This window comes from Pseudomonas sp. 01L34 (assembly GCF_056400265.1).
The window spans coordinates 816221-840565 of sequence record NZ_JBFTSX010000002.1 but is presented as its reverse complement, the minus strand read 5'-3'; the positions used below and the strand labels follow the sequence as shown (position 1 = coordinate 840565).

At 60.2% G+C, this 24345-nt stretch carries 24 protein-coding genes and 1 pseudogene; 5 read left to right on the top strand and 20 right to left on the bottom strand.

Annotation, left to right across the window (positions count from 1 at the left end; translation table 11 throughout):
- The 6 genes and pseudogenes from AC1DQM_RS08495 to AC1DQM_RS08470 form a co-directional block, all read right to left on the bottom strand.
- Nucleotides 1-485: pseudogene (locus tag AC1DQM_RS08495) on the bottom strand (electron transfer flavoprotein subunit alpha/FixB family protein); the annotation flags it as partial.
- On the bottom strand, nucleotides 486-1235 hold the full coding sequence (locus AC1DQM_RS08490; RefSeq protein WP_192379289.1) for an electron transfer flavoprotein subunit beta/FixA family protein: 750 nt from the start codon (nucleotides 1233-1235) through the stop codon (nucleotides 486-488).
- A 37-nt stretch (nucleotides 1236-1272) separates the two neighbouring features.
- A complete protein-coding gene (locus AC1DQM_RS08485) occupies nucleotides 1273-2475 on the bottom strand; it encodes a CaiB/BaiF CoA transferase family protein (RefSeq protein WP_230138942.1) in 1203 nt (400 codons plus the stop codon).
- Nucleotides 2476-2495: 20 nt separating this feature from the next.
- Nucleotides 2496-3659 carry an acyl-CoA dehydrogenase family protein gene (locus tag AC1DQM_RS08480; RefSeq protein WP_018928362.1) on the bottom strand — a complete coding sequence of 388 codons (1164 nt, stop codon included), beginning with the start codon at nucleotides 3657-3659 and terminating at the stop codon, nucleotides 2496-2498.
- A gap of 66 nt (nucleotides 3660-3725) precedes the next feature.
- Nucleotides 3726-4322 carry a thiamine pyrophosphate-dependent enzyme gene (locus AC1DQM_RS08475; RefSeq protein ID WP_138867082.1) on the bottom strand — a complete coding sequence of 199 codons (597 nt, stop codon included), beginning with the start codon at nucleotides 4320-4322 and terminating at the stop codon, nucleotides 3726-3728.
- Entirely contained in the window at nucleotides 4310-4849 is a 540-nt protein-coding gene (locus AC1DQM_RS08470) for a thiamine pyrophosphate-binding protein (RefSeq protein ID WP_018928360.1), read from the bottom strand. The genes AC1DQM_RS08475 and AC1DQM_RS08470 overlap by 13 nt, the downstream gene beginning before the upstream one ends.
- A gap of 344 nt (nucleotides 4850-5193) precedes the next feature.
- Between AC1DQM_RS08470 and AC1DQM_RS08465 the strand changes: the two genes are divergently transcribed.
- On the top strand, nucleotides 5194-6498 hold the full coding sequence (locus tag AC1DQM_RS08465) for a dicarboxylate/amino acid:cation symporter (RefSeq protein ID WP_477746015.1): 1305 nt from the start codon (nucleotides 5194-5196) through the stop codon (nucleotides 6496-6498).
- Nucleotides 6499-6598: 100 nt separating this feature from the next.
- Here AC1DQM_RS08465 and AC1DQM_RS08460 read toward each other — a convergent pair whose 3' ends face one another.
- The 4 genes from AC1DQM_RS08460 to AC1DQM_RS08445 are packed head-to-tail and all read right to left on the bottom strand — an operon-like array spanning nucleotide 6599 to nucleotide 9775.
- Nucleotides 6599-7813 carry a pyridoxal phosphate-dependent aminotransferase gene (locus AC1DQM_RS08460; protein ID WP_477746014.1) on the bottom strand — a complete coding sequence of 405 codons (1215 nt, stop codon included), beginning with the start codon at nucleotides 7811-7813 and terminating at the stop codon, nucleotides 6599-6601.
- Nucleotides 7810-8448: an RraA family protein gene (locus tag AC1DQM_RS08455; protein WP_018928351.1), complete on the bottom strand. Its 639-nt coding sequence runs from the start codon at nucleotides 8446-8448 to the stop codon at nucleotides 7810-7812. Before AC1DQM_RS08455 ends, AC1DQM_RS08460 begins: the two co-directional genes overlap by 4 nt.
- Complete coding sequence (locus AC1DQM_RS08450) at nucleotides 8448-9110, bottom strand: RraA family protein (RefSeq protein ID WP_018928350.1); 663 nt, start codon at nucleotides 9108-9110, stop codon at nucleotides 8448-8450. Before AC1DQM_RS08450 ends, AC1DQM_RS08455 begins: the two co-directional genes overlap by 1 nt.
- On the bottom strand, nucleotides 9110-9775 hold the full coding sequence (locus tag AC1DQM_RS08445; RefSeq protein WP_111453658.1) for an RraA family protein: 666 nt from the start codon (nucleotides 9773-9775) through the stop codon (nucleotides 9110-9112). The genes AC1DQM_RS08450 and AC1DQM_RS08445 overlap by 1 nt, the downstream gene beginning before the upstream one ends.
- A 105-nt stretch (nucleotides 9776-9880) precedes the next feature.
- Between AC1DQM_RS08445 and AC1DQM_RS08440 the strand changes: the two genes are divergently transcribed.
- A complete protein-coding gene (locus tag AC1DQM_RS08440) occupies nucleotides 9881-10774 on the top strand; it encodes a LysR family transcriptional regulator (RefSeq protein ID WP_018928348.1) in 894 nt (297 codons plus the stop codon).
- A 161-nt stretch (nucleotides 10775-10935) separates the two neighbouring features.
- Nucleotides 10936-11751, top strand: coding sequence for an alpha/beta fold hydrolase (locus tag AC1DQM_RS08435; protein WP_477746013.1), 816 nt, complete (start codon nucleotides 10936-10938; stop codon nucleotides 11749-11751).
- Nucleotides 11752-11826: 75 nt separating this feature from the next.
- Here the strand turns inward: AC1DQM_RS08435 and AC1DQM_RS08430 are convergent, their stop codons facing one another.
- Nucleotides 11827-13203 carry an MFS family transporter gene (locus AC1DQM_RS08430; protein ID WP_477746012.1) on the bottom strand — a complete coding sequence of 459 codons (1377 nt, stop codon included), beginning with the start codon at nucleotides 13201-13203 and terminating at the stop codon, nucleotides 11827-11829.
- Nucleotides 13204-13700: 497 nt separating this feature from the next.
- Here AC1DQM_RS08430 and AC1DQM_RS08425 point away from each other — a divergent pair, with 497 nt between their 5' ends.
- Complete coding sequence (locus AC1DQM_RS08425; protein ID WP_477746011.1) at nucleotides 13701-14642, top strand: LysR substrate-binding domain-containing protein; 942 nt, start codon at nucleotides 13701-13703, stop codon at nucleotides 14640-14642.
- 21 nt (nucleotides 14643-14663) lie between these two features.
- On the opposite strand, the gene AC1DQM_RS08420 is transcribed toward AC1DQM_RS08425, so the two are convergent.
- The 8 genes from AC1DQM_RS08420 to AC1DQM_RS08385 all read right to left on the bottom strand — a co-directional run bounded on the left by AC1DQM_RS08420 (nucleotide 14664) and on the right by AC1DQM_RS08385 (nucleotide 21246).
- Entirely contained in the window at nucleotides 14664-15572 is a 909-nt protein-coding gene (locus AC1DQM_RS08420) for a MurR/RpiR family transcriptional regulator (protein WP_007940239.1), read from the bottom strand.
- Between the two features lie 119 nt (nucleotides 15573-15691).
- Complete coding sequence (locus AC1DQM_RS08415; RefSeq protein WP_477744340.1) at nucleotides 15692-16456, bottom strand: ABC transporter ATP-binding protein; 765 nt, start codon at nucleotides 16454-16456, stop codon at nucleotides 15692-15694.
- An 18-nt stretch (nucleotides 16457-16474) separates the two neighbouring features.
- Nucleotides 16475-17587, bottom strand: a complete 1113-nt coding sequence (locus tag AC1DQM_RS08410) for a succinylglutamate desuccinylase/aspartoacylase family protein (protein WP_192379299.1) — start codon at nucleotides 17585-17587, stop codon at nucleotides 16475-16477.
- A 9-nt stretch (nucleotides 17588-17596) separates the two neighbouring features.
- The gene (locus AC1DQM_RS08405) at nucleotides 17597-18295 is read right to left on the bottom strand and encodes an ABC transporter permease (protein WP_007940246.1); all 699 of its coding nucleotides are present in this window, start codon (nucleotides 18293-18295) and stop codon (nucleotides 17597-17599) included.
- A 14-nt stretch (nucleotides 18296-18309) separates the two neighbouring features.
- The gene (locus tag AC1DQM_RS08400) at nucleotides 18310-18999 is read right to left on the bottom strand and encodes an ABC transporter permease (protein WP_138867101.1); all 690 of its coding nucleotides are present in this window, start codon (nucleotides 18997-18999) and stop codon (nucleotides 18310-18312) included.
- A gap of 91 nt (nucleotides 19000-19090) precedes the next feature.
- Entirely contained in the window at nucleotides 19091-19867 is a 777-nt protein-coding gene (locus AC1DQM_RS08395) for an ABC transporter substrate-binding protein (protein WP_477746010.1), read from the bottom strand.
- 264 nt (nucleotides 19868-20131) lie between these two features.
- A complete protein-coding gene (locus AC1DQM_RS08390; RefSeq protein ID WP_477746009.1) occupies nucleotides 20132-20593 on the bottom strand; it encodes a MarR family winged helix-turn-helix transcriptional regulator in 462 nt (153 codons plus the stop codon).
- Nucleotides 20594-20793: 200 nt separating this feature from the next.
- Entirely contained in the window at nucleotides 20794-21246 is a 453-nt protein-coding gene (locus AC1DQM_RS08385) for an Ohr family peroxiredoxin (RefSeq protein WP_019649553.1), read from the bottom strand.
- Between the two features lie 253 nt (nucleotides 21247-21499).
- On the opposite strand from AC1DQM_RS08385, the gene AC1DQM_RS08380 reads away from it, so the two are divergent.
- A complete protein-coding gene (locus tag AC1DQM_RS08380) occupies nucleotides 21500-22507 on the top strand; it encodes an Ldh family oxidoreductase (RefSeq protein ID WP_457326885.1) in 1008 nt (335 codons plus the stop codon).
- Between the two features lie 195 nt (nucleotides 22508-22702).
- Here AC1DQM_RS08380 and AC1DQM_RS08375 read toward each other — a convergent pair whose 3' ends face one another.
- A complete protein-coding gene (locus tag AC1DQM_RS08375; protein WP_477746008.1) occupies nucleotides 22703-24283 on the bottom strand; it encodes an aldehyde dehydrogenase (NADP(+)) in 1581 nt (526 codons plus the stop codon).
- Nucleotides 24284-24345: the final 62 nt, after the last annotated feature.

Below are 24345 nucleotides of genomic sequence, written 5' to 3'. Positions count from 1 at the left end.
TCGAAACCGGTCGCACGCACGGTGATCACTTTCACTGCAGCATTCGATTGCACAGTAGCGATGGCGTTACCGGCGTAGATCGGGCGCTTGAAGGTATCGGCGCTTTCTACCGAGATGATCTCGGAGATCTGGTCAACGTCCAGCTGAGCAGCAACGCGCGGCAGGATGTTTTTGCCGTTGGAAGTGGCGGAAGCCAGCACATGGCTGTAAATCGTGCGTTGCTCGATCACCAGACCTGCCACTAACGGGGCAACGTTTTCCGGCAGTTGATGCGCGTAGGCGGCGTTGTCGGCCACCAACACTTTCGCCACACCGGCAATTTTCGCCGCGGCTTCAGCCACGGCGCCAACACCTGCACCGGCCACCAGAACGTGGATGTCGCCACCGATTTTCGCGGCGGCAGCCACGGTGTTCAGCGTGGCCGGGGCCAGCACTTTGTTGTCCTGCTGGTCATTTGAATAGTCAGCAATTACCAGGATCGTCATTCAGATCACCTTCGCTTCGTTCTTCAATTTCTCCACCAGCTCAGCCACCGACTTGACCTTGATCCCCGCGCTGCGTGCAGCTGGGGCTTCGACTTTCAAGGTTGTGTTGGTGGAGACGGTGGAAACGCCCAAAGCGTCCGGAGTCAGCCTCTCGAGAGGCTTCTTCTTGGCTTTCATGATGTTTGGCAGGGACGCGTAGCGCGGCTCGTTCAAACGCAGGTCGGTAGTGACGATGGCCGGCAATTTCAGGGAAACGGTCTGCGCGCCGCCGTCGATTTCGCGGGTCACGGCAACGCTGGCTCCGCTGACTTCGACTTTGGATGCGAACGTGCCCTGACCGTAGCCGCTCAATGCCGCGAGCATCTGGCCAGTCTGGTTGTTGTCGCTGTCGATGGCTTGTTTACCGAGGATCACCAGCTGTGGCTGCTCCTTGTCGACCACGGCCTTGAGCAGCTTGGCCACGGCCAGGGAAGTCAGGTCTTCAGCGGATTCGACGAGGATGGCGCGGTCGGCACCCAGCGCCAGCGCGGTGCGCAGTTGCTCTTGAGCGGTGGATGGGCCGATGGAAACGACGACGATTTCAGTCGCAATGCCGCTCTCTTTCAGGCGTACAGCTTCTTCCACTGCGATTTCGCAGAACGGGTTCATCGACATCTTGACGTTAGCGAGGTCGACGCCGGAATGGTCCGCTTTCACACGAACCTTCACGTTGTAATCGACCACGCGTTTCACAGCTACGAGGATCTTCATTGGGCAGTGTTCTCTCGAAAAACGTTGATCGTTGCAGTCAGATGGCCCCGGCGGCGCGCATTTCTTCAATGCGCTCCGCGCCCAGCCCCAGTTCCCTGAGCAACTGTTCGGTGTGTTGACCAAGGCCCGGCACGGCATCCATGCGCGGCTCGAATGCGCTGCTGCTGCCGGGCGGGATCAGGCTTGGAACGGGGCCGGCGGAGGTTTCAACGGCTCGCCAACGGTCACGGGCCTGAAGTTGCGGGTGGTCCCAGACACCTTGCATGTCATTCACCCGGGCGTTGGCAATTTGCGCATGGTCGAGGCGATCGATCACTGCATCGAAGTTGAGCGTGGAGAACGATTCGATGATCAGTTCCCGTAGCGCATTGCGGTTCTCGACGCGTTTGAAGTTGGCCGAGAAACGCGGGTCTTTTGCCAGTTCGGGGGCAAGCAGCACCTTCTCGCAAAACAGCTGCCATTCACGCTCGTTCTGCAAACCCAGCATCACGGTGGTGCCGTCACCGATGGGGAAGGGGCCATAGGGGTAAATGGTGGCGTGCGCTGCACCGGCGCGAGGGGGTGGAGGCGCACCGTCGTAGGCGTAGTACATCGGGTAATTCATCCACTCGACCAGGCTTTCGAGCATCGACACATCGAGGTGGCTGCCTTCGCCGGTCCGTTCGCGCAGCAGCAGGGCAGACAGAATCCCGGTGTAGGCGTACATGCCGGCCGCGATGTCGGCGATGGAGCAACCGGCCTTGGCCATTTCGTCCTCGCCCGGGCTGCCGGTGACCGATAGAAAGCCGCCTTCACTCTGGATCAGCAAGTCGTAGGCTTTCTTCTTCTCATAGGGACCACCGACGCCATAGCCTGAAATGTCACAGACAATCAGGCGTGGAAAGCGCTGGTGCAACACCTCAAATGACAATCCCATCCGCGCAGCGGCACCGGGTGCCAGGTTCTGTACGAGCACGTCGGCAGTGGCCAGCAAACTGTCCAGCACCTCGGTGGCCGAGTCCTGCTTCAGGTCGAGGGTCAGGCTTTCTTTCGAACGGTTGGTCCAGACGAAGTGCGAAGCCAGGCCGTTGACGCGTTGGTCGTAGCCCCGGGCGAAATCACCTGTGCCTGGACGTTCGACCTTGATCACCCGGGCGCCGAGGTCGGCCAGTTGGCGGGTGCAGAAGGGCGCTGCAATGGCATGCTCAAGGCTGACGACGGTAATGCCATCGAGCGGGCGGAGGCCTTTGGGCTGGCTCATGATGTTTATCTCTCTTGTTATTAGAAAGAGCGCGGCAGTTCGAGCAGGTGTTCGGCAACGTACGACAGGATCAGGTTGGTGGAGATGGGTGCGACCTGATACAGACGGGTTTCGCGGAACTTGCGCTCGACGTCGTATTCGCAGGCAAAGCCAAATCCGCCGTGGGTTTGCAGGCAAGCATTCGCGGCCTCCCAGGACGCCTTGGCCGCCAGGTACTTGGCCATGTTGGCGCTGGCCCCGGCGTTGATGCCGCTGTCGTATTCCTCGCAGGCACGCCAGCGCATCAGGTCGGCCGCTTCGATTTCGATGTGGGCTTCGGCGATCGGGAACTGCACGCCCTGGTTCTGCCCGATCGGGCGCCCGAACACCACGCGGTCGCGGGCATAGGCGCTGGCCTTTTCGATAAACCAGCGACCGTCACCGATGCACTCGGCGGCGATCAAGGTGCGTTCGGCATTCAGTCCGTCGAGGATGTACCGGAAGCCTTTGCCTTCTTCGCCAATCAGGCTGTCAGCGGGGATTTCCAGGTTGTCGAAGAACAACTCGTTGGTTTCGTGATTGACCATGTTCGCGATGGGCTGCACGGTCATGCCATTGCCGATGGCCTCGCGCAGGTCGACGAGGAAGATCGACATGCCTTCGGACTTTTTCTTCACGTCGGCCAACGGCGTGGTGCGTGCCAGCAGGATCATCAGGTCGGAATGCTGAACGCGCGAGATCCACACCTTCTGCCCGTTGATCACGTACTTGTCGCCTTTGCGTACGGCAGTAGTCTTGATCTTGGTGGTGTCGGTGCCGGTGGTGGGTTCGGTCACGCCCATCGATTGCAGGCGCAATTCACCGTTGGCCAGCTTCGGCAGGTAGTAGCTTTTCTGCGCCTCGTTGCCGTGTCGCAGCAGGGTGAACATGTTGTACATCTGCCCGTGCACGGTCCCGGAGTTGCCGCCGCAGCGGTTCACCTCTTCGAGGATCACCGAGGCCTCGGCCAGCCCCAGGCCGGAGCCGCCGTATTCAACCGGGATCATCGCCGCCAACCAGCCGGCATCGGTCAGGGCCTTGACGAAGGTTTCCGGAAAGCCTTTTTCTTCGTCGATTTTGCGCCAGTAAGCGGCATCGAATTCTGCGCAAAGAGCGCGTACGCCCTCGCGGATGGCATTGAGTTCTTCAGCGTTGCGATCAGTCATTATTATTCTCCTCAACGTGCCACGCCTGGCATCAGCCCGGCGTGACTCGGTCCGGGTAGGGCGCAATCAGATCGGGTTGAAACCCAGCGCAGCACGAAAGCGATTCTTGATGTAGTGACCATCACGCGGTGGCAGCACCCGTGGCGGGTTTTCAGCTTTGATCTTGATCGTTGCGAGCTTGACGCCGTCGCGGGTGGCGAAGCGCTCGCGCAGGTCATGCACGCCTTGCATGTCACGGATTTCGTCGGTCCAGCTGAAGCCGCAGGTCTTCGCCACTTGGTCCAGGGAAATACCAAAACCCGCGTGGCTGACTTGCATGCCGGTTTCGCCAAAGTGACCGTTATCCAGCACGGCGATGGTCAGGTTGGCGGGTTTTTGCAGCGCGACGGTGGCCAGTGCGCCGAAGCCCATGAGCAACTCGCCGTCGCCGGTGACCACCACCACCGACTTGTCCGGCTGGGCATTCGCCAGGCCCAGGCCGACCGTGATGGCACTGCCCATGGCGGCCCAGAGGTAGTAATTCAGATCGTGGTCGCCGGCGGCCATGACGTCATAGGACGCCGAGCCCAGGCCGGTCACGACCAGCACGTCTTTGCGGTCGGCCAGCAAGGCCTTGACCACTTCGCGGCGGCACAGGATGTGGTTGGCGCTTACTTGACCCATTTCTTTTCTCCGATCAGGCGCTGGCCGAGCAGCAGGGCAGTGGACGAATCACCGTTGAATGCCATGGTCGCGGCACCGTGCAGCAGCGGGGCGACGTCTTCGGGAACGTCGGCGCGCCAGGTCATGACTTTCATCAGGTTCAGGGAGGCTTCGGTGGCCTGGCCCATCGGGTTCTGCCACGCGTTGAACTCGGCCCAGTCACCGCGCATGGTCACCACCATCAACAGCGGGAAACCGGCACAGACCTGCAGTGCCAGGGTGTTGATGCAGTTGCCGACACCGCTGGATTGCATCAAGAGTGCGCCGCGCTCACCGCCCAGCCAGGCGCCGGCGAGGTAGCCGATGCCTTCTTCTTCGGTGGTGAGGACGACGGCCTTGATGTCCGGGTCGGCATACGACATGCGGATGGCCGCCGAGTGGCCTGCATCCGGTACGAAGACCACATGTTTGACGTCGTGGGCCTTGAGCACGCGGAACACGTCCTCCTGCCAATCCTGTCCCACGGTTTGTTCAGCTTCTGTTGACATGCCAGTCTCCCAAGCAGTGCTGCTTTTGTGTTTTCACACATTCTGGGAGTGCTGATTGCTGCCGACGACTACCGTTTTTGTCTTTGAGATATGCCTGTTTTGTATAGCTTGGAGGTGAGTGCGTGGCGCAGCAGGGAACGGCGATAACCACACATTATGGGAAGAGCAAAACCGAGCAGCAGCCTTGCGCAAAGGTGCCGAGCCTGGGCGCCGGGCCATAGCATTCGGGCATATCAGCTAGAGCGTGATCCGCTCTTATTGAGGAGGTGGGGCTAGGGTAGTTTTCCGGCTACGTGGTTACAGCGCGTAACCGACGCAACAACAATAAGAAGGGGTTACACCTAATGAAAAACAGGCTACCGGCTGCGGCAGGCATTCTGATCGCCATGCTATTGGGGGTTCTTATCGGTTACATGATTTTCCTGAACTTCCCGGACAAAGCGATGGCAACCAGGATCGCCGGTTATATCTCGATCATCTCTGACATTTTTCTACGCCTGATCAAAATGCTCATCGCTCCTCTGGTGTTCTCGACCCTGGTGGTGGGCATCGCTCATATGGGGGATGCAAGCGCTATCGGCCGGGTATTCGGCAAGGCACTGGGCTGGTTCGTAACAGCCTCATTGATCTCGCTGTCGGTGGGGTTGGTCATGGCGAACATGTTGCAGCCCGGGCACAACCTGGGATTGCCGCTGCCAGACGTGACCAGTACGACCAACTTGCAAACGTCGGTATTCACCCTCAAGGATTTCATGACCCATCTGGTGCCCAAATCCTTCGCAGAGGCCATGGCCACCAACGAAATTCTGCAAATCGTGGTGTTCTCGATATTTTTCGGCGTTGCGTTGGCCTCCTTGGGCAAAAAAGCCGCCGGCCTGGTGAATGTCATCGAAGACCTGTCCCACGCAATGTTGAAGGTCACCGGTTATGTGATGAAGCTTGCACCACTGGCGGTGATGGCGGCCATGGCAGCGACCGTTACCATCAACGGCCTGTCCATTCTAGTCAAGTTCGCCGTGTTCATGCGCGACTTCTATTTCGGGCTGATCGTGCTCTGGGTCATGTTGGTGTTTGCCGGCTGGATGTTCCTCGGACGGCGTGTGTTCAAACTGGTGGTGTTGATCAGAGAAGCTTTCCTTCTGTCTTTTGCCACTGCCAGTTCCGAGTCGGCTTACCCGAAGATTCTTCACGCGCTGGATCGTTTTGGAGTCAAACGCAGAATCTCCAGTTTCGTCATGCCCATGGGCTATTCCTTCAATCTGGACGGCTCGATGATGTACTGCACCTTTGCCGTGCTGTTCATCGCCCAGGCGTATGGCATCGAGATGTCTATCGGTACGCAGATCACCATGCTGTTGACGCTGATGCTGACCTCCAAAGGCATGGCCGGCGTGCCGCGTGCTTCGCTGGTGGTCATTGCAGCGACCCTGACTCAGTTCGATATCCCCGAAGCCGGTCTGCTACTGATTCTAGGGATCGATACCTTTCTGGACATGGGCCGCTCGGCGACCAACGCGGTGGGCAATTCCATCGCAACAGCGGTGGTGGCCAAATGGGAGGGCGAGTTGGTGAGTGAGGACGAGGCCGAGCGTCATGCAATTGCTCTGGATGTTCAGGGTGATACAGGAGAAAAACCGCTGACGGTCTGACCTGTTATCGGTGCATCTTCAAGATCAAAGGGTGAGCATTCACAGAGGTGGATGCTCGCCCTTTGTCGTTTATTCGGGTTTTGCCTGTTCCATATTCGAGTTAACGCAGAGCCGCACAGAACGCGCGTATCGCCTCGCAAGCCTTGCGCAATGACGCATCATCCAACGCATAGGCAATGCGAATGTACGGGCCAAGGCCAAAAGCGCTGCCATGCACCACGGCCACATCTGCTTCGTCGAGCAGCGCGTGGGCCACATCTTCGTCGGTGTGCAGCACTCGACCGCCCGCCGAGGTACGGCCGATCAAGCCGGCACAGGAGGCAAATGCGTAAAAGGCTCCGGCCGGACTCACGCATTCAAGACCTGGCGTATCGTTCAGCAGCGCCACCATCAAATCGCGACGACTCTGGAACACTGCACGGCTTTCGCGAATGAAATCTTTCGGCCCTTCCAGCGCGGCGAGTGCGGCTTGTTGCGAGACAGAACTCGCACCAGAGGTCTGCTGGCCCTGGAGTTTTTCCATGGCCTCCAGCAACCAGCGCGGCCCGGTGGCAAAACCGATGCGCCAGCCGGTCATGGCGTAGGCCTTGGAGACACCGTTCATGGTCAGGGTTCGTGCTGCCAGCCGTGGTTCAACCTGGGCCAGGGTATGGAACGTTTGATCGTCGAAGATCAGGTGCTCATAGATGTCATCGGCCAGGATCAGTACGTGGGGATGATCCAGCAACACCGCCGCCAGTGCGCGAAGCTCAGCTTCGCTGTACACCGCGCCGGTGGGATTGGACGGTGAATTGAGGATCAACCAGCGGGTCTGCGGGGTGATCGCGGCGGCCAGCGCCGAGGGCGTCAGTTTGAAGCCGGTGCTGGCATCGCAGGTAACGATCTGCGCTTCACCGCCGCACAGTTGCACCATCTCCGGGTAGCTGACCCAGTACGGCGCCGGCACGATAACCTGGTCGCCCTCGTTGAGTGTTGCAGCCAGGGCGTTGTAGATCACCTGTTTGCCACCGTTGCAGACGAGGGTGTCTTGCCAGGTGACGTCCAGGCCATTCTCGCGGCGGAATTTGGCGGCCACTGCTTCTCGCAGTGAACGGACCCCGGCGACCTGGGTGTAGCGGGTATGGCCGTGTTCAATGGCATTAATGGCCGCTTCGCGCACATGCCTGGGGGTATCGAAGTCGGGCTCGCCGGCGCACAGCGAAATGATCTTCGCGCCTTGTGCCCGGCGTTCCGCCACCCGGTCCATGATCCGGTAGGTCGCGGAAGGTTGCGCGCTGGCCAGGCGCTGGTTCAGTCGTTGGATATCAACGCTCATGCGCGGGTTCTCCACTCGGTCAGGTTCATCAGTTCCAGGGTCGAGCGGCCTTCGGTCAGCGCCTGCATCATCTGCGTTTCCTTGTTCGCGCGCACCTCGCCTTCGGCCAGGGTACGCGCCGCATCCGCCTTGGGGATGATGATGACGCCGTCATCGTCGGCCACCACCAGATCACCCTGAGCCACCAAGGCACCGTTGAAATTGAACGGTTGCCCCACCGACGGGGCGCTGGCCTTGACCGTGCCTTTGACCGAGATGCCACGGGCAAATACCGGGAACTGGCGTTTCTTCAGGGCCGCGATATCGCGTACGCCGCCATCGATCACCAGACCTACCACGCCAGCCGCTTCGGCCGCCACGGTGAGCACTTCGCCCCAGTAACCGGCGATGAAACCACCCGTGCCCACGACCAGTACGCTGCCACGGGGCACTCGTTCCATCGCCAGGTGCAGGGCCAGGTTGTCGCCCGGCGAACATTCCAGCGGGTAGGCGGGGGCGGCGATGAAGGCGCCGTCCCAGATCGGGCGGATCACACTGTCGACCGCGCAGGGCAGATGGGACGCTTCATACAGCGTCGAACTGCCCAGTACTTTTGCCCGTTGGTGAAAATCCGCGGGGAAGGGGAGCGTGCTCATCAGGCTTTCCTCTGCAGGCTGTGGTAGCCCAGGGCGGCCCGGGCTTCCTTAAGGGTTTTGCCCTGAGCGATCAGGGCACGAATGTCGGCTTCGACCGATTCGATCTGACGGGCACACGCCGCCACTTCCGCCGCACGCGCGCGAGGCACGATCACCACGCCGTTGGCGTCGGCGACCACGATGTCTCGGGAGCAGACCCGTGCGGTGCCGATCGACACTGGCTGGTTGACCGACTGCACCTGCACCCGGTCTTTGCCGGTGCGCATGAAGCGGCCCTTGCTGAAGATCGGATAGCCATCGCCCAGCGCCTTGTTCACGTCACGGCATACGCCGTCGATGACCGTGGCGGCGATCTGCCGGGTGCCGGCGTACTGGGTCATGATGTCGCCCCAGACGGTGCAGTCGGTGCGGCCGCCGTTGTCGATGACCACCACGTCGCCGGGCGCCACGTCTTCGATGAAATCGCCCACGGTGCCAGGCGGTACGCTAGCCGAGACGTATTGCACGGTGAACGCCGGACCGACGATGACCTTGCTGTAGTTGTCCAGTGGCGCCACACCGAGGCATTGGCCGGGCAGGCCAAGTTTGTCCAAGGCATCGGAGACACCCGGAGTGTCCAGACCTTCAAACAAGGCGACCAGTTCTTTGTCTTCGATGTTCATCAGGCGTGCTCCACGTGGATCGCTTCGAATTGGGTGTCATGCATCACTTCGGCTACCGAGCGACCGCTGCGGACTGCCTCGACCATGCCGTCCTGGCGGCGAGCAATACGCTCGCCAAGGTCGACCACTTTCTCAATATGGGTTGAGGGCACGAACACCGTGCCGCAGGTATCGGCGATGACATAGTCGTTCTCGCTGACATCGACGCCGGCGACGTTGATCGTCACGCCAGCATCGATCTGCACCACCCGATTGCGCGCGCTGATCATGGTCACGCCACGGCCGTAAACCGGGTAACCGATGGCTTCGCTACCGTCGATGTCGCGACTGAAACCGTCGATCACCGTGCCGCGCACTTTCTTGCCGGCCGCTGCGTTTGCGAGGATGTCACCCCAGCAGGAGATGCCTTCGATACCGCCGGCGATCACCAGCACGCGATCGTCGCTGTCGATCTGTTCAACCACCGGGGTAATCAGGTGCACTGTGGGCGCACTGTCGGATTTTGGCGCCAGTAGCACCGTGCTGGCGCGGCCGACGATCCTTGGGCAGTTCCACAACGGGCGCAGCCCAACGGTGGCACCCGGCAGGCCGAGGAAGTCGAGCGCATCGGAAACCGTATTGGTATCCAGCGCCGCCAAGCGATCCAGCAAACTTTTATTGATCATGGGAAAGCCCCTGTGGTGACGGAGGCGCCCAGTGTCAGTGAGACAATTTGATAGGTATATTACTAATCACAGATACGTTAGATACGTTAAACCTATGGATTAGCCATGATCAATTTTCGTCTGATTCGTCACCTCTGGTTGTTCCTCGCTGTGGCCGAAGAACAGAATTTCGGCCGCGCGGCCAAACGCCTGGGCATGTCCCAGCCACCGCTGAGCGAGCAGATACAGGTGTTGGAGCAGGCGCTCAAGGTCAAGCTGTTCGACCGTTCGCGACGCGGGGCGAAACTGACCCCTGTTGGCGCCGCGATCCTGCCGGCGGTGCGCAAGTTCGCCGACCAACTGGAGCGTCTGGAACTCGCCGTGGAGGAGGCGGTGGCGGGGCAGTCGGGGATGTTGACCATTGGTGCGATTTCCACGGCGATGTTCGATGTGTTGCCGGGGCTGATCGAGCAGTTGAAGAACGATTACCCGCACCTCACCGTGTCCGTGCGCGAAATCGACAGCGTCGAAGCCGTCCCGGCACTGGAGGCCGGTGATATCGATTTGGCCTTCGCCCGGCTGGACGGTGATCTTGGCGCTTCGATCAATTCACTGCCGCTGTTGGAGGATCGCCTGGTGGTGGCGCTGCCCAGTGATCACCCCTTGGCTTCGCGCACACGCATCAGTCTGTCCAGTCTGTCCAATGAGCCGTTGGTAATGTTTTCCCGCAAGGTCAGCCCGGTGTACTTCGACAATCTGATCGCGACCTGCCGGGCCAGCGGGTTTTCCCCTCGGGTGCTGCATGAAGTGCGTTCCGTCGCTTCGCAAATTGCTTTTGTCAGCTATGGCCAAGGCATCGCACTGGTGCCGGCGTCACTGAAAAAACTGGCGCCGGACAACGTTGTGTTTCGGGCGCTGAGCCAGAAGCTCAATGTCGTGACCACCGCAGTGGCCTGGAATGCCGATCGGCCCAATCCGGTGGTGGAGGACGTCGTTGCCCGGTTCCGGGCCAAGGTGTGAGTTGGCGCAGGGATTGTGTGTGAACACTGATTCATAGGATTGACCTATGAAAGCCTTCCTCAATCAGGAATTTACAGAACACCCGATTGCCTTGAAATTGCGAGCCAGGCTGCCGGCAACCCAGGCTCGGCGCAACCTTTCCGCTCAAGGAGTCCAACATCGTGCCCTCACCAGAAACGTTCACTCACGTGCAACTCCCTCTGACGGTGGAGGGTGTCCAGCTGAACATGGCCGCCATCCATCGCGACGGCGTGCTGGCGCCGATTGTGTTCCTGCATGGGTTTGGTTCGACCAAAGAGGACTATGCCGACATCGTGCGGCAGCCCGCGTTTGCCGGTCACCCTTTCGTTGCTTACGACGCACCGGGTTGCGGTGAAAGCCAGTGCAGTGACCTTTCCAGGATTTCCATTCCCTTTCTGCTGCAGACGGCGCTGCAAGTGCTGGCGCATTTCGGTATCGAGCGCTTCCATCTGGTCGGCCACTCAATGGGCGGGCTGACCGCGCTGATGCTGGCCCATCAGTTCCCGGATCGGGTGCTCAGCTTTGTCGATATCGAGGGCAATATCGCCCCGGAAGACTGCTTCCTCAGCCGGCAGATAGTCGATTATCCGAGCGACGATCCCGAGGCGTTTTTCGCCGCTTTCATCGAACGCGCCCGACACGCCCCGGCGTATGCCAGCGCACTCTATTCCGCGAGCTTGCGGCACAAGGTGCGTGCCGGTGCGGTGCGAGGGATTTTTCAGTCGATGGTCGACCTCTCCGATAACGCCGACCTGATGGACAAGTTCCTCGGTTTGAAATGCCCGCGCATGTTCATGTACGGCGAACAGAACGCGTCATTGTCCTACTTGCCACACATCCAGGCTGAAGGTGTGCGGCTGGCGCCCATTCCCGAGTGTGGGCATTTCCCGATGTATTCCAATCCGATCGCGATGTGGCAACAGATCGCCGATTTCCAGGCGAGCACTGCGCAATAACAAAACAGGGCGCAGAACCTGTGGGATCGCGGCACCGCGCGCTCCCACAGGACTTTTGGCGCTCAAATTTCTTGGTCAGACCCCGGCAGCGCTCGGTTTTGAATAACCCTTGAGCCCGGTGCGCTCTTCGACTTCACCCGAACCGCTGATGTACCCGTAGCGAGACAGATTCGGCATCAACATCGCGGCGATGAAGGTGATGGTCACTACCGCTGCGACATAGAAGAAAAAATACTCCTCGATCCCCTGGGATCGCAGCGACAAGGCGACGTACTCGGCGGTGCCGCCGAATGCCGCATTGCCGACGGCATACGGAAAGCCCACACCCAAAGCGCGCACTGCCGGCGGAAACAGCTCGGCTTTGACGATCCCGGCGATCGGAGTGTAGAGCGATGCGATGGCCAGCCCGCCAAACACCAGCAGAAACGCCATAAACGGACTGCTGACCGACTGCAATGAATAGAGCAGGGGGATCACCAGCAACATGGCGAACCCGGAAAACATCAGCATGTGCGCCTTGATCCCGATACGGTCAGCGAGCAGGCCAAAGAGCGGCTGGCAGAACATGAAGCCGACCAGGGCGGCGGTCATGATGAAGCTCACCGTTTCCGGGCTGAAGCCTGCGGAGATCACCAGGAATTTCTGCATGTAGGTGGTGAAGGTGTAGAAGTACAGCGATCCGCCGATGGTGAACGCCACCACCAGCGCGACCGCCCGTTTGTGTTTGAACAGGCCGCGCAGAGAGCCGGCATCTTTGCGGTTCATGTCTTTTTTGGTCGCGGTTTCATGCATGGCCCGCCGCAGATACACCACCACGATCGAGCTCAGGGCGCCGATGAAGAACGGAATCCTCCAGCCCCATTCGCGCAACTCTTCGCCGGTCAGGGTTTGCTGGAGAATGACCACGGTCATCAAGGCCAGCAACTGACCGGCAATGATGGTGAAGTACTGGAAGGAACCATAGAAACAGCGACGACCTGGTGTCGCAATTTCGCTGATGTAGGTGGCGCCGGTGCCGTACTCCGCGCCGACGGACAGGCCCTGAATCAACCTGGCCACCACCAGCAGAATCGGTGCCGCGACGCCTATGGTTGCGTAGGTGGGCATGACGGCGATCAGCAGTGAGCCGGCGCACATCATGAACACCGAGATAATCATCGACACCTTGCGGCCACGGGTGTCGGCAATCCAGCCGAAGATCCAGCCGCCGAGCGGGCGCATGAAAAAGCCGACGGCGAAGACACCCGCAGTCGACAATAACTGGCTGGTGGTGTCCCCCTTGGGGAAAAACGAAGCGGCAAAATAGATGGCGGTGTAGGCGTAAATGAAAAAGTCGTACCACTCCACCAGATTGCCCGAGCAGGCACCCATGATGGCTTTGACGCGGTTCGGCGCTCTCATCGGAGCGGCTGCGGCAGCGTGGTCTTTGGTGTCTGTGATTGATGCGGACATGCTGTTCACCCTTTCTTCAAGGCGAGGCGATACGAGGAGCACGCTGATGCGTGTCCGACGTGACTGGCTCGATGGGTTGTCGGGTTTAACGAAGCGGCGTGAACTCGTTCGTGGCCGGGTTTACTGAAGAGAAAGGGGAGGGAGGATGCACGAGCATGGCGAGCTGTACGTGGCCGGGGGAAATCGGACAGGTCAGGTAAGACGAAGCATTGAACATCATGGCGCGAGCCCTCGAATCTTATTCTTGTAGTGAGTCGAGCGCTCTTTGGCGCCGACGTTGATTGCACGCTACCGCAGAGTCAGGAGGCTAATAAGCCGTCAGGCAGGCCTAACTGATATACCTGAATTCTATAGCTTGGCGTGCAGCCCCGGCGCGCTGGGGGATACAGCCGACTCGCCAGTCTTGAGGCCTCGCGATACACGGTTGGCGGGGCATTCCAAGGTGCGCAAATGCGATTACACTCACAGCACTTTCGACGCATATCGCGCCGAGCCCGATGCTGACTGGCCTGGTAATGGATGTCGTTCAACTCAAGACCCTGATTCATGTGGCCGAGCTGGGCAGTCTCAGCAAGGCCTCGGATCGTCTTCACATCGCGCAGCCGGCCCTGAGCCGGCAAATCCGGTTACTGGAAAAGGAACTCGGCACCTACCTGTTCGACCGACATGGGCGAGGCATGGAAATTACCGAGGCCGGCCGCGAAGTGCTGGCCCATGCCACCCGAATCATGGAAGAGATGGAGTCCATCCGAAGCTCGGTGGTGGGCGGAAAAACCTCTTTCCGTGGAACGGTGGTCATCGGGACAACGCCGACGGTCGCGGAAATCGTCACCGTCCCTCTGGTTCGCAAGATCAAAGAGGCGCATCCGAATCTCGGCATCAGGTTTTCCTCGGCCTTCAGCGGCTACCTGCTGGATTGGGTTCAGCGTGGCGAGTTGGAACTGGCGATTTCCTACGATCCGCAACCCCTGCACACGCTGCGTATCGTGCCGGTGATGATGGAAAACCTGCTGCTGGTCGGCCCTGCCAGCGCCAACCTGCGTCTTGATACGCCGGTGTCGTTCGCGTCGCTGGCCGAGCAACAGTTGGTATTGCCCAGCGCCCGACATGGCCTTCGGGTGATTTTGGATAATTGTGCGCGTGAAGTCGGGATCAAGCTCAAGACCAGCGTTGAAGCCGATTCCTTCGGCGCGATGATCGACCTGGTCCGCAATGGCTTCGGTTTGACCGCTTTGCCGTTGGCCTCGATTTACGCGCAAATCGAAGCGGGCGTGCTCAGTGCGGCACCGTTGGTCGACCCCGTTCCAATGCGTAAATTGGTCTTGGTCTTTCCCGCGGACAGGCGCGTCAGCCCGGCTGCCAAATTCGTCGGAGATGCCTTTATCGAAATCGCAGCCGACCTGGTCAATCGCAAGATCTGGGCTGGGCACTTGCTCTGAGCAATCCCTGCGACACCGATATCACTTCTTCGACGATTTGCTGCTGGCAGGAATATGCAAATAAGACATCACGCTTTCAGTCAGCTCGGTCGCCAACTTGACCGCTTCTTTATTGCGCGCCATCACACCCGCCACCAAACCTTCGATCAAGGCGAGCACGGCGATGTTGGAGCTGGTCATTACCGGATGGTCGGCGGGGGCAAACAGCACGTGTTCGGCAATGCTGGTGAGCGGCGATGCGGGTGAGTCGGTGATCGCCAGCACCGAGGCGCCGCGCTCATTGGCGAAGCGGGCGAGTTGCAGGGTATCGAGGGAATAGCGCGGCAGGGAGATCGCCAGCAACACATCCTGATCGGTGATGGCGGCCAGGCGGTAAGCGGCGTTTTCGTTGCCGCCCTCCATGCTGATGGCGGTGGCGTCTGCACAGAAGGGCATCAGGGTCGAGGCGGCGAGGCCGGCGAAGTAGACGCTGTTGCCAAAGCCCAGGATGTAGATTTTGCGCGCTTCGATCAGGCGGGTGACGAAGGCTTCAAAGGTGTCGGCGTGGTTGTTGGTGGCTGCCGTGGCGAGGTTGCTGGTGGCGCTCTGGATTTGCTCATGCAGGCCAAATGCACCGCCAGGACGATGCGCCAGTTCGTTGCGCAGTTTGTCGACCGGCGACACCATCTGCTGCAACGTCGCAACCAGCTCGGCCTTCATGCCGGTGTAGCCACCCAGGTTCAGTGCCTTGGCCAGACGATTGACCGCGGCCGGCGAGGTGGAGGTTTCATGGGCCATTTCTTCGATGGTCAGCGTCGCGGCCCTTAGCGGGTGACGCAGGATAAAATCCGCCACCTTGCGCAGTGAAGGCTGTAGATCGGAAACGATTTCCGCCAGTTTACGCATCACCGGCGCGGCATAGACCGTGGTGTCTTTCGAAGGGGTCGGCATGTCCGGCTCTACAGTTCCTGAAGGGTTGGAGAAGGCTTGGTTCGAGGTTGGCTGGAGTGTATCGCATGCCAAACCTCGTTGTGCATCGCCAAGCCAGGGAGCGGCGAGCGAGCCGGTGGTTATTTCAAGCTGCCGGCCAGAAACTGCCGAAGCCGCTCGGACTGCGGATTGACCAGCACTTCACGTGGGTTGCCGCGTTCTTCGACCAGGCCCTTGTGCAGGAACACCAGCTGGTTCGAGACCTCGCGGGCAAAGCCCATTTCGTGGGTCACGACCACCATGGTGCGGCCTTCGAGTGCGAGGTCCTGCATGACTTTCAGCACCTCGCCGACCAGCTCGGGGTCGAGGGCTGAGGTCGGTTCATCGAACAGCATCACTTCCGGCTCCATGGCCAGCGCCCGGGCAATCGCTACCCGCTGCTGCTCACCACCCGACATATGCGCCGGCCAGGCGTCCATGCGGTGCGCCACGCCGACTTTGTTCAGGTAATGCTCGGCCTTTTCCCGCGCCTGTTTCTTGTTGATGCCCAGCACATGCACCGGGGCCTCCATGACGTTTTCAAGGGCGCTCATGTGCGACCAGAGGTTGAAGTGCTGAAACACCATCGATAGCCGCGAACGCATGCGTTGTAGCTGTTTGGGCTCGGCAGCCTTGAGCCCGCCGAGTTTGTTGGTCACCAGCTTGAGCGGTTCGCCATTGAGCACGATGTTGCCGGCGTTGGGCTGTTCCAGCAGGTTGATGCAACGCAGGAAGGTGCTTTTGCCGGAACCGCTGGAGCCGATGATGCTGATCACATCACCGGCCTTCGCCTCCAGGGACACGCCCTTGAGCACTTCGTGGGTGCCGTAGCTTTTGTGAAGATCCTGAATTTCAAGTTTGTACATGGTTTCAACTCTCTGGAATCAGTCGCTGAGCAAGCGGCCTTGGCGAATAGGGCGAGTACCGGCCACTTTGGCCAGCCACAAACCGGGCTGGGCAAAGCGCAGACGTTCACGGGCATAGAGGATGCCGTCGGTGCTGGCGCGCACGATGCTGTGGCGATCGGTCAGCGGATCAATCACTTCGAACAGCGGGTCGCCGACCCTGACCCGGGCACCCAGCGGTTGCAGAAAACTCACCACGCCGGGGTGCGGCGCATAGGCGTACTGCGCGCCGGCGAATGGCGTCGCTTCACACTCGGTCGGTGGCGCGGCCGGCCAGTCACCGCTGATCAGGCCTTGCTCGGCGAGATAGCCGAGAATGGCCTGCGCGCTGTCGATGCAGGGCTCGCGTTCGGTATCGGCCATGCCGCGCAGTTCAATGGTGGTCGCCACACAGGCCAAAGAAATATCGGCTTCAGGAAAGAGTTCGGCCAGGCGCAACCAGGGAATCGCGCAGGCTTCATCAAAGGCACTGCCGCCCGCATCCTCGGCCAGCAATGCGGCGCCGGCACCCAGTCGAGCGGCCAATGAGCGCAGGCGCGGCCAGTGTTGCGGCATGGCGTAAAGCAGCATGATCGACTCGAAATCGCAGTGCAGGTCCAGCACCACATCGGCGTCACAGGCATGTGAAAGCAACAGGCGGCGCAGGCCATCGAGTTCCGAGGTCGGCGGTGGCATGTCGGCGAGAACATCGGCCATGGCGCGGCGGATCAACCCGGTGTTGACGTCGGCGTGGGTGCCCAGTTGACCTTTCACCAGCGCCGCCACAGCTTCGGCCAGCTCTGGAAAATCACGATTGAAGTTCTTCCCGCTGGAGAACTCAAAACGGCCTTGATGGGTGGCCTGGAACATCTGGGCGATGCCAATCGGGTTGGCCATCGGCACCAACTCGACGACCCCATTCAGGCGACCTTGTTCTTCCAGCACGCGCAGACGCTGCTTAAGTTCAACCGCCACGCGCATCCCTGGCAACTCGTCGGCATGCAGGGAGGCCTGGATGTAGGCCTTGCGTGGCCCGCTGCCAAAACGAAACAGCGACAGCCGTCGTTCTGTGCCCGAGGCACCCCACGGCAACAGGTATTCAATGTGCTCCATAACAGCTCCTTAGTGCTTGCGCGGTGCCAGATACGCCAGCCAGCGGCGCTCGGCCAGCTTGAACAGACGAACCAGGATGAAGGTCAGGGCCAGGTAGATAAGGCCGGCGGTGATGAACGCCTCGAATGGCAGATAGAACCGCGAACTGACCGTACGAGCGGCTCCGGTGATGTCGACCAGGGTGACGATCGACGCCAGGCTGGTGGTCTGCAGCATCATCAGCACTTCGTTGCTGTATTGCGGCAGTGCCCGGCGCAAGGCCGACGGCAGGAGCACGCGGCGGTACAAGGTAAAGCGCGACATGCCCATGGCCTTGGCGGCTTCGATCTCGCCGTGGGCCGTGGCCTTCAAGCTGCCGGCCAGCAGTTCCGCGCTATAGGCACTGGTATTGATCGCGAAGGCCAGGCAGGCACAAAAGGTTGCGCTGGACAGGTAAGGCCAGAGCGCGCTTTGGCGTACCGCTTCGAACTGCGCCAAGCCGTAATAGATCAGGAACAATTGCACCAGCATCGGGGTGCCGCGAATCACATAGGTGTAGAGCCAGGCCGGGAAGCTGATCAACGGCGATCGGGAGACGCGCATCAGCGCTAAAGGAATCGCCAGCACCAGGCCAACGGCCAGGGAAATCAGTAGAACTTTGAGGGTCAACAAGGCGCCATTGAGGTACAGCGGCAGGTTTTCCCAGATCAGGTTGTAGTCGAGAATCATGGCTGTGCTCCCCGTCACAGTTCGGCGGCTTTGACGCCGACCGAGTAGTGTTTTTCCAGATAGCGCAGCACCAGCAATGACACGCTGGTCAGCAGCAAGTAGAGCGCGGCAACCGCGAGGAAAAACGTGAACGGCTCATGGGTGGCGTCCGCTGCGTTTTTGGCTTTGAACATCATGTCCTGCAACCCGATCACCGAGATCAGCGCGGTGGATTTGGTCAGCACCAACCAGTTGTTGGTGAACCCCGGGATGGCGAAACGAATCATCTGCGGCACCAGAATCCGCCAGAACACCTGAGCGCCGCTCATGCCATAAGCCACACCGGCTTCTGCCTGACCTTTAGGGATCGCCATAAAGGCGCCGCGAAAGGTTTCCGAGAGATAGGCACCGAAAATGAAGCCCATGGTGCAGACGCCGGCGATAAAGGGGTTGATGTCGATGTAGCGGGTGTAACCGAGCGCGAGGGCAATGCGGTTCACCAGGTCCTGGCCGCCGTAGAAAATCAGCAGGATCAGCACCAGGTCGGGAATACCGCGAATCAGGGTGGTATAGCCTTCGCCCAGCACCGCCAGCCATTTGAACGGTGACAGACGAAAGGCGGCGCCGATCAGACCCAGGGCAATCGCCATGGTCATGGAAGTCAGGGCCAGATGAATGGTCAGCCAGGCGCCATCGAGAATGCTCGATCCGTAGCCGTGAAGCATGATGAAGTTCCTCAAGCGAGCGCCGGGAGGCGCGCGAGACAAGCCAGAAGTGGCACCCGCAAACGCCGGCGCCAGGGTTTCGGGTAACGGCTTATTCGCCGTAGATATCGAAGGCGAAGTACTTGGCCATCACTTGCTGGTACTTGCCATTGGCGCGGATGGCGTCAATCGCTGCGCTCAGGCGTGCAACGTTCGCACTGTCGCCTTTACGCACCGCGATCCCGGCGCCTCTGCCGAAGTATTTCGGGTCGTTGATGTCCGGCCCCACCAGAGCGAAACCTTTACCTATGGGGGTTTTGATGAAGCTCTCATCGGTGTTGACGATGTCGGCGAGGGTGGCGTCCAGGCGACCTGATGCCAGATCGAGGAAGGCTTCATTTTGTGAGCCGTAGCGGACCACCAGGGCGCCGGCTTGCGCCAGTTGCTCAGTGGCGAAACGGTCGTAGGTCGAGGCGCGTTGCACGCCGACTTTCTTGCCTTTGAGATCGACCAGCGGGTCGTTGATCACACTGCCGGTCTTCATCGCGAACTTGCCCGGCGTGTGGTAGTACTTTTTGCTGAAGTCGACCGACTTCATCCGGTCTTCAGTGATCGACATCGACGACAGCACAGCGTCGATCTTGCGCACTTTGAGCGACGGGATCATGCCGTCGAATTCCTGGATGACCCACTCGCATTTGACCTTCATCTCTGCACACAGCGCGTTGCCGATGTCGTAATCGAAACCACTGACATTGCCCTCCGGCGTCTTGAAGGAGAAGGGCGGGTAGGCGGCTTCGATGCCGATACGCAGGCTGTCCTCGTCGGCGTGTGCCAGCAAGCTTGCGGCGCACAGTGCCAGAGCACCTAGAAGTTCTGTCTTGTTCATATTGTTGACTCCTTGGATGGGGCGTTGGTGATACGGGGCTGCCGTCCGGTCTGGCGAGGTGGACTGTCCTGATGATTTGCGAGGCTATAAATGACATAAAATATTTCACAAATCAACTGTATGAAAATAAACATATCAAAACGGGGCGACAAGCGGAGTACTCATGGGCAGTAACCGCAACCCTGCCAGCGAGCCTTTGAATAAAAAACGGGCGCCGATCAGGGCGCCCGTTTTTTCATTCCGGTATCAAGGTATTTGTTTTGCTCATCCCTCGGCTTTCGTCGATTTGATGAGATTGCTGCGCAGTTTCACGATCGCGTTCTGCAACTGTGCGAACTCTTCCGGTTCCAGACCCGTTGCGTGGGAAAGGCCCTTCTCGGGGCGGTCTTCGCGTAGCTGTCGACCGCTTTTCGTCAGGCTGATCCGCACCTGCCGCTCGTCCTCGGGATCACGTTGCCTTTGCAGGTAGCCCATCGCTTCCAGTTTCTTCAGGATCGGTGTGAGCGTGTTCGATTCGAGAAACAGCTTCTCGCCAAGGCTGCCCACGGTTTGGTGGTCTTCCTCCCATAGCGCAACGATGGTGATGTATTGCGTATAGGTGAGCCCCAAGTGCTCGAGTATCGGCTTGTAGGCCTTGCCGAAGGCCAGGTTCGTGGAATAGACCGCAAAACACAGGAAGTCGGAGAGCTTCAGATCAGCGGGGACGGTCTTGTCAGTGCGTTTCATGTGCTTCCTCGTTGGCCAAAGTAGAAGGCTCGCAAAGGCAAAATATACCTCGTATACGATTGTGTCGGAACAGCTCTGATTTGTTGACGGTGGCCGGTCTGACAGCAACGTCTGACCGGCCGCACGTATGGGTTTGTGATTCGCATGCGCTTAAAGCGCATGCGATGTATGTGGGTAAAAAAAATGCCAATTGCGGTGCGTTAAACCGTGAGGACGTTCAGGGCCACGTCGATATTGCCGCGCGTCGCCTTCGAGTACGGGCAAATTTGATCGGCGGTGTGCGCCAGTGTCGTCGCAACGTCGTGCGTCAGACCCGGCACGCGGAGCGTCAATCGAGCCTGAAGGAAGTACGCCGCACCGGTCTGGCCCAGATCGACTTCGATGTCGACCGACAGATCAGACGGCAGCACCACGTTCATGTCATTGGCCACCAGCCCGACAGCGGCGGTGTAACAGGCCGACCATGCACCGGCGAACAGTTGCTCGGCGGTCGGGTGTGGCTGAATGGCGGTGAACACGTGCGCCGGTTTCGCGCTTCCAGGCGACGACAGCGTAATGTCGAGGCTGCCGTTATGACCACGCGACGTGTTGCCAGCGGCGCTGGCGGTGGTGTGAGTCTTGCCGGTCATCAGGACTTTTTCGATCTTGCTCATGGGGTGGATCCTCAACGTTTCGAATGATGTGATTTGTGTGTCGCATACGTTTATATCGCATGCGATGTAATAATAATTGCGCAGGCACCCATCGCTGTCAATCAGTCGGGTTGCGTCGCCCGACGAGTGGCCGGGCAATACGCCGTCCGACTGTTTCAGCGATGTGCCGAATTCGTCATCAACCCGACCTAAAGCGATCAAGCCGTGAGCCTTGGACTGGACCAGTCTGACCGGTCTATCCAAGGAGATGACCATGATTCGACTGACCCTGATCGAAGCCCGTGAATTGGCCGAATCGATCCTGTTGCACAACGGTTTTAACCTGGCCCATGCGCAAGCGGTGGCGGCGACGGTGATCGCTGGCGAGCGCGATGGCTGTGCGTCCCACGGTTTGTACCGGATTCTGGGCTGCGTGAATTCCCTGCGGGCCGGCAAGGTGTCGGCCGACGCCGAGCCACGGGTGATCGACCAGGCACCGTCGATTGTGCGGGTGGATGCCGGGGGTGGTTTTTCGCAGTTGGCGTTCCAGGCGGGGCTGCCGTTACTGGAAGAGAAAACCCGGGCCAACGGGATTGCGGCGCTGGCGATCAATCGTTGTGTGCATTTCTCGGCGCTGTGGGTGGAGATCGAGCAGTTGACCGCCGCCGGGCTGGTGGCGCTGGCGTGTAATCCGAGCCATGCCTGGGTGGCGCCGGCCGGGGGACGGGTGCCGGTGTTCGGCACCAATCCCATTGCCTTTGGCTGGCCACGCGTGGGGCAGGATCCGTTTGTGTTCGACTTCGCCACCAGTGCGATTGCCCGTGGCGATATCGAGTTGCATCGGCGTGCCGGCAAGGCGATTCCCGAGGGCTGGGGCGTGGACGCTGAGGGGCGGCCGAGCACCGATGCCAACGTGGTGCTCGATAGCGGCGCGATGCTGACGTTCGGTGGGCACAAGGGCTCGGCGCTGGCGGCGATGGTGGAGTTGATTGCCGGGCCTTTGATCGGTGACCTGACCAGCGCCGAGTCACTGGCTTACGACGCGGGCAGCAAGTCATCGCCGTACCATGGCGAGTTGATCATCGCGCTGGATCCGCGACGTTTTCTGGGCGCGGCCACTGAAGAGCACTTGGCCCGGGCCGAGGTGTTGTTTCAAGGGATTGAAGGGCAGGGGGCGCGCTTGCCGTCGCAACGGCGTTATGCGGCACGGGCGCACAGTTTGGTGGAGGGCGTGCAGATTCCCGAGGCGCTGTACAACGATCTGAAAGCACTGCTGACTTGATAATCCGAACTCCTGTGGAAGCGAGCCTGTGTGGCGAGGGGGCTTGTGTGGTGAGGGGGCTTGCCCCCGTTGGGTTGCGAAGCGGCCCCAAAACCAGCAATCGCGCTGTGTCAGGTACACCGCATGTAATGTTTTTACGACTGCTACGCAGCCGAACGGGGGCAAGCCCCCTCGCCACACAGGAGCGTTGTGTTGTCAGACCGGTTCGCGGTGGCTGGCGCCATCAACCAGGCGGGCAATGCCAAGCGGGTTGGCGTTTTTCAGGGCGTCGGGCAGCAAGGCATCCGGGCAGTTCTGGTAGCACACCGGGCGCAGGAAACGCTCGATGGCCAGGCTGCCGACCGACGTGCCACGGGCGTCGGAGGTCGCCGGGTAAGGACCGCCATGCACCATCGCATCGCACACTTCAACGCCGGTGGGGTAGCCATTGAACAGTACCCGGCCGACCTTTTGTTCCAGCAGCACCAGCAGATCGGCGTGTTCCTTCAGGTCCTGCTCTTCGCCAATCAAAGTGGCGGTGAGTTGACCGTGCAAACTGTTCAGCGCTTGTTGTAACTCGGCTTTATCGGCCACTTCGACGACGAGGGTGGTCGGGCCGAACACTTCTTCCTGCAACAGCGGATCACCCTTGAGCAGCAGGCTGACGTCGGCCTTGAACAGTTGCGGCCGGGCTTGATTACCGTGCTGGTCCTGGCCTGCCAGATGGCTTATCCCTGGATGGTCGACTAACGCCTGCACACCTTTTTCGTAGCTGGCGAGGGTGCCGGCGTTGAGCATGGTTTGCGCCGGCTGTTCGGCCATCAAGGCACTGAGCCGAGCGGTGAACGCGCTGAACTGTGGTGAGCCAATACCGATTACCAACCCCGGATTGGTACAGAACTGACCGCACCCCTGAACCACCGACGCCACCAGTTCACCGGCGATTTTTTCGCCCCGTGCGCGCAGGGCTTCAGGCAATACCAGCACCGGGTTGATGCTGCTCATTTCGGCGAATACGGGAATCGGTTGTGGCCGTGCGGCGGCCATGTCACAGAGGGCGCGACCACCTTTGAGCGAGCCGGTGAAACCGACGGCCTGTATCGCCGGATGCTTGACCAGCGTTTCACCGACGCCCGCGCCGTAGATCATGTTGAACACGCCTTTAGGCATGTCGGTTTGCTCGGCGGCGCGGATGATTGCGTCGGCCACGTGTTCAGCGGTCGCCATGTGTCCGCTGTGGGCCTTGAACACCACCGGGCAACCGGCGGCCAGAGCAGCCGCGGTATCACCGCCAGCGGTGGAAAAGGCCAGCGGGAAGTTACTGGCGCCGAACACGGCCACCGGACCGACGCCGATCCGGTATTGGCGCAGGTCGACCCGTGGCAGAGGCTGACGTTCGGGCAACGCCCGGTCGATGCGCGCCCCGTAGAAATCGCCCCGGCGCAGCACCTGAGCGAACAGGCGCATCTGGCCGCTGGTACGGCTGCGTTCGCCCTGGATGCGTGCGGTCGGCAGGGCGGTTTCGCGGGTGACCAGGGCGACGAATTCGTCATCCAGGGCATCCAGTTGCGCGGCGATGGCCTCGAGAAATTCTGCACGGCATGTCGCCGGCAAGTTACGAAAGGCAGGGTAAGCGGCAGCGGCGGCTTGGGCTGCGGCGTGCACTTCCTCGACGGTGGCTTGCATGAACGAATAGGGCAGCGCTGCGCCGGTGCTGGCGTCATGGCTCTGCATCGCGATGTTGCCAGCGGCGCTGCGGGCACCGCCGATGTAGTTGTGGCCGATGATCTCGGGCATGGAAAACTCCTGTCGAAAAAGGGCAGTTTTGATTGAGGAAAAGGCGCGTCGAACACAAAACC

Bases quoted from the DNA above. Each gene is read 5' to 3' on its own strand.
- AC1DQM_RS08490 (WP_192379289.1), bottom strand. From the start codon at position 1,235: ATGAAGATCCTCGTAGCTGTGAAACGCGTGGTCGATTACAACGTGAAG.
- AC1DQM_RS08460 (WP_477746014.1), bottom strand. From the start codon at position 7,813: ATGAGCGTTGATATCCAACGACTGAACCAGCGCCTGGCCAGCGCGCAA.
- AC1DQM_RS08480 (WP_018928362.1), bottom strand. From the start codon at position 3,659: ATGACTGATCGCAACGCTGAAGAACTCAATGCCATCCGCGAGGGCGTA.
- AC1DQM_RS08400 (WP_138867101.1), bottom strand. From the start codon at position 18,999: ATGCTTCACGGCTACGGATCGAGCATTCTCGATGGCGCCTGGCTGACC.
- AC1DQM_RS08390 (WP_477746009.1), bottom strand. From the start codon at position 20,593: ATGAAACGCACTGACAAGACCGTCCCCGCTGATCTGAAGCTCTCCGAC.
- AC1DQM_RS08425 (WP_477746011.1), top strand. From the start codon at position 13,701: ATGCTGACTGGCCTGGTAATGGATGTCGTTCAACTCAAGACCCTGATT.
- AC1DQM_RS08465 (WP_477746015.1), top strand. From the start codon at position 5,194: ATGAAAAACAGGCTACCGGCTGCGGCAGGCATTCTGATCGCCATGCTA.
- AC1DQM_RS08415 (WP_477744340.1), bottom strand. From the start codon at position 16,456: ATGTACAAACTTGAAATTCAGGATCTTCACAAAAGCTACGGCACCCAC.
- AC1DQM_RS08475 (WP_138867082.1), bottom strand. From the start codon at position 4,322: ATGGGTCAAGTAAGCGCCAACCACATCCTGTGCCGCCGCGAAGTGGTC.
- AC1DQM_RS08405 (WP_007940246.1), bottom strand. From the start codon at position 18,295: ATGATTCTCGACTACAACCTGATCTGGGAAAACCTGCCGCTGTACCTC.
- AC1DQM_RS08485 (WP_230138942.1), bottom strand. From the start codon at position 2,475: ATGAGCCAGCCCAAAGGCCTCCGCCCGCTCGATGGCATTACCGTCGTC.
- AC1DQM_RS08380 (WP_457326885.1), top strand. From the start codon at position 21,500: ATGATTCGACTGACCCTGATCGAAGCCCGTGAATTGGCCGAATCGATC.
- AC1DQM_RS08430 (WP_477746012.1), bottom strand. From the start codon at position 13,203: ATGTCCGCATCAATCACAGACACCAAAGACCACGCTGCCGCAGCCGCT.
- AC1DQM_RS08455 (WP_018928351.1), bottom strand. From the start codon at position 8,448: ATGAGCACGCTCCCCTTCCCCGCGGATTTTCACCAACGGGCAAAAGTA.
- AC1DQM_RS08375 (WP_477746008.1), bottom strand. From the start codon at position 24,283: ATGCCCGAGATCATCGGCCACAACTACATCGGCGGTGCCCGCAGCGCC.
- AC1DQM_RS08395 (WP_477746010.1), bottom strand. From the start codon at position 19,867: ATGAACAAGACAGAACTTCTAGGTGCTCTGGCACTGTGCGCCGCAAGC.
- AC1DQM_RS08420 (WP_007940239.1), bottom strand. From the start codon at position 15,572: ATGCCGACCCCTTCGAAAGACACCACGGTCTATGCCGCGCCGGTGATG.
- AC1DQM_RS08410 (WP_192379299.1), bottom strand. From the start codon at position 17,587: ATGGAGCACATTGAATACCTGTTGCCGTGGGGTGCCTCGGGCACAGAA.
- AC1DQM_RS08385 (WP_019649553.1), bottom strand. From the start codon at position 21,246: ATGAGCAAGATCGAAAAAGTCCTGATGACCGGCAAGACTCACACCACC.
- AC1DQM_RS08440 (WP_018928348.1), top strand. From the start codon at position 9,881: ATGATCAATTTTCGTCTGATTCGTCACCTCTGGTTGTTCCTCGCTGTG.
- AC1DQM_RS08450 (WP_018928350.1), bottom strand. From the start codon at position 9,110: ATGAACATCGAAGACAAAGAACTGGTCGCCTTGTTTGAAGGTCTGGAC.
- AC1DQM_RS08445 (WP_111453658.1), bottom strand. From the start codon at position 9,775: ATGATCAATAAAAGTTTGCTGGATCGCTTGGCGGCGCTGGATACCAAT.
- AC1DQM_RS08470 (WP_018928360.1), bottom strand. From the start codon at position 4,849: ATGTCAACAGAAGCTGAACAAACCGTGGGACAGGATTGGCAGGAGGAC.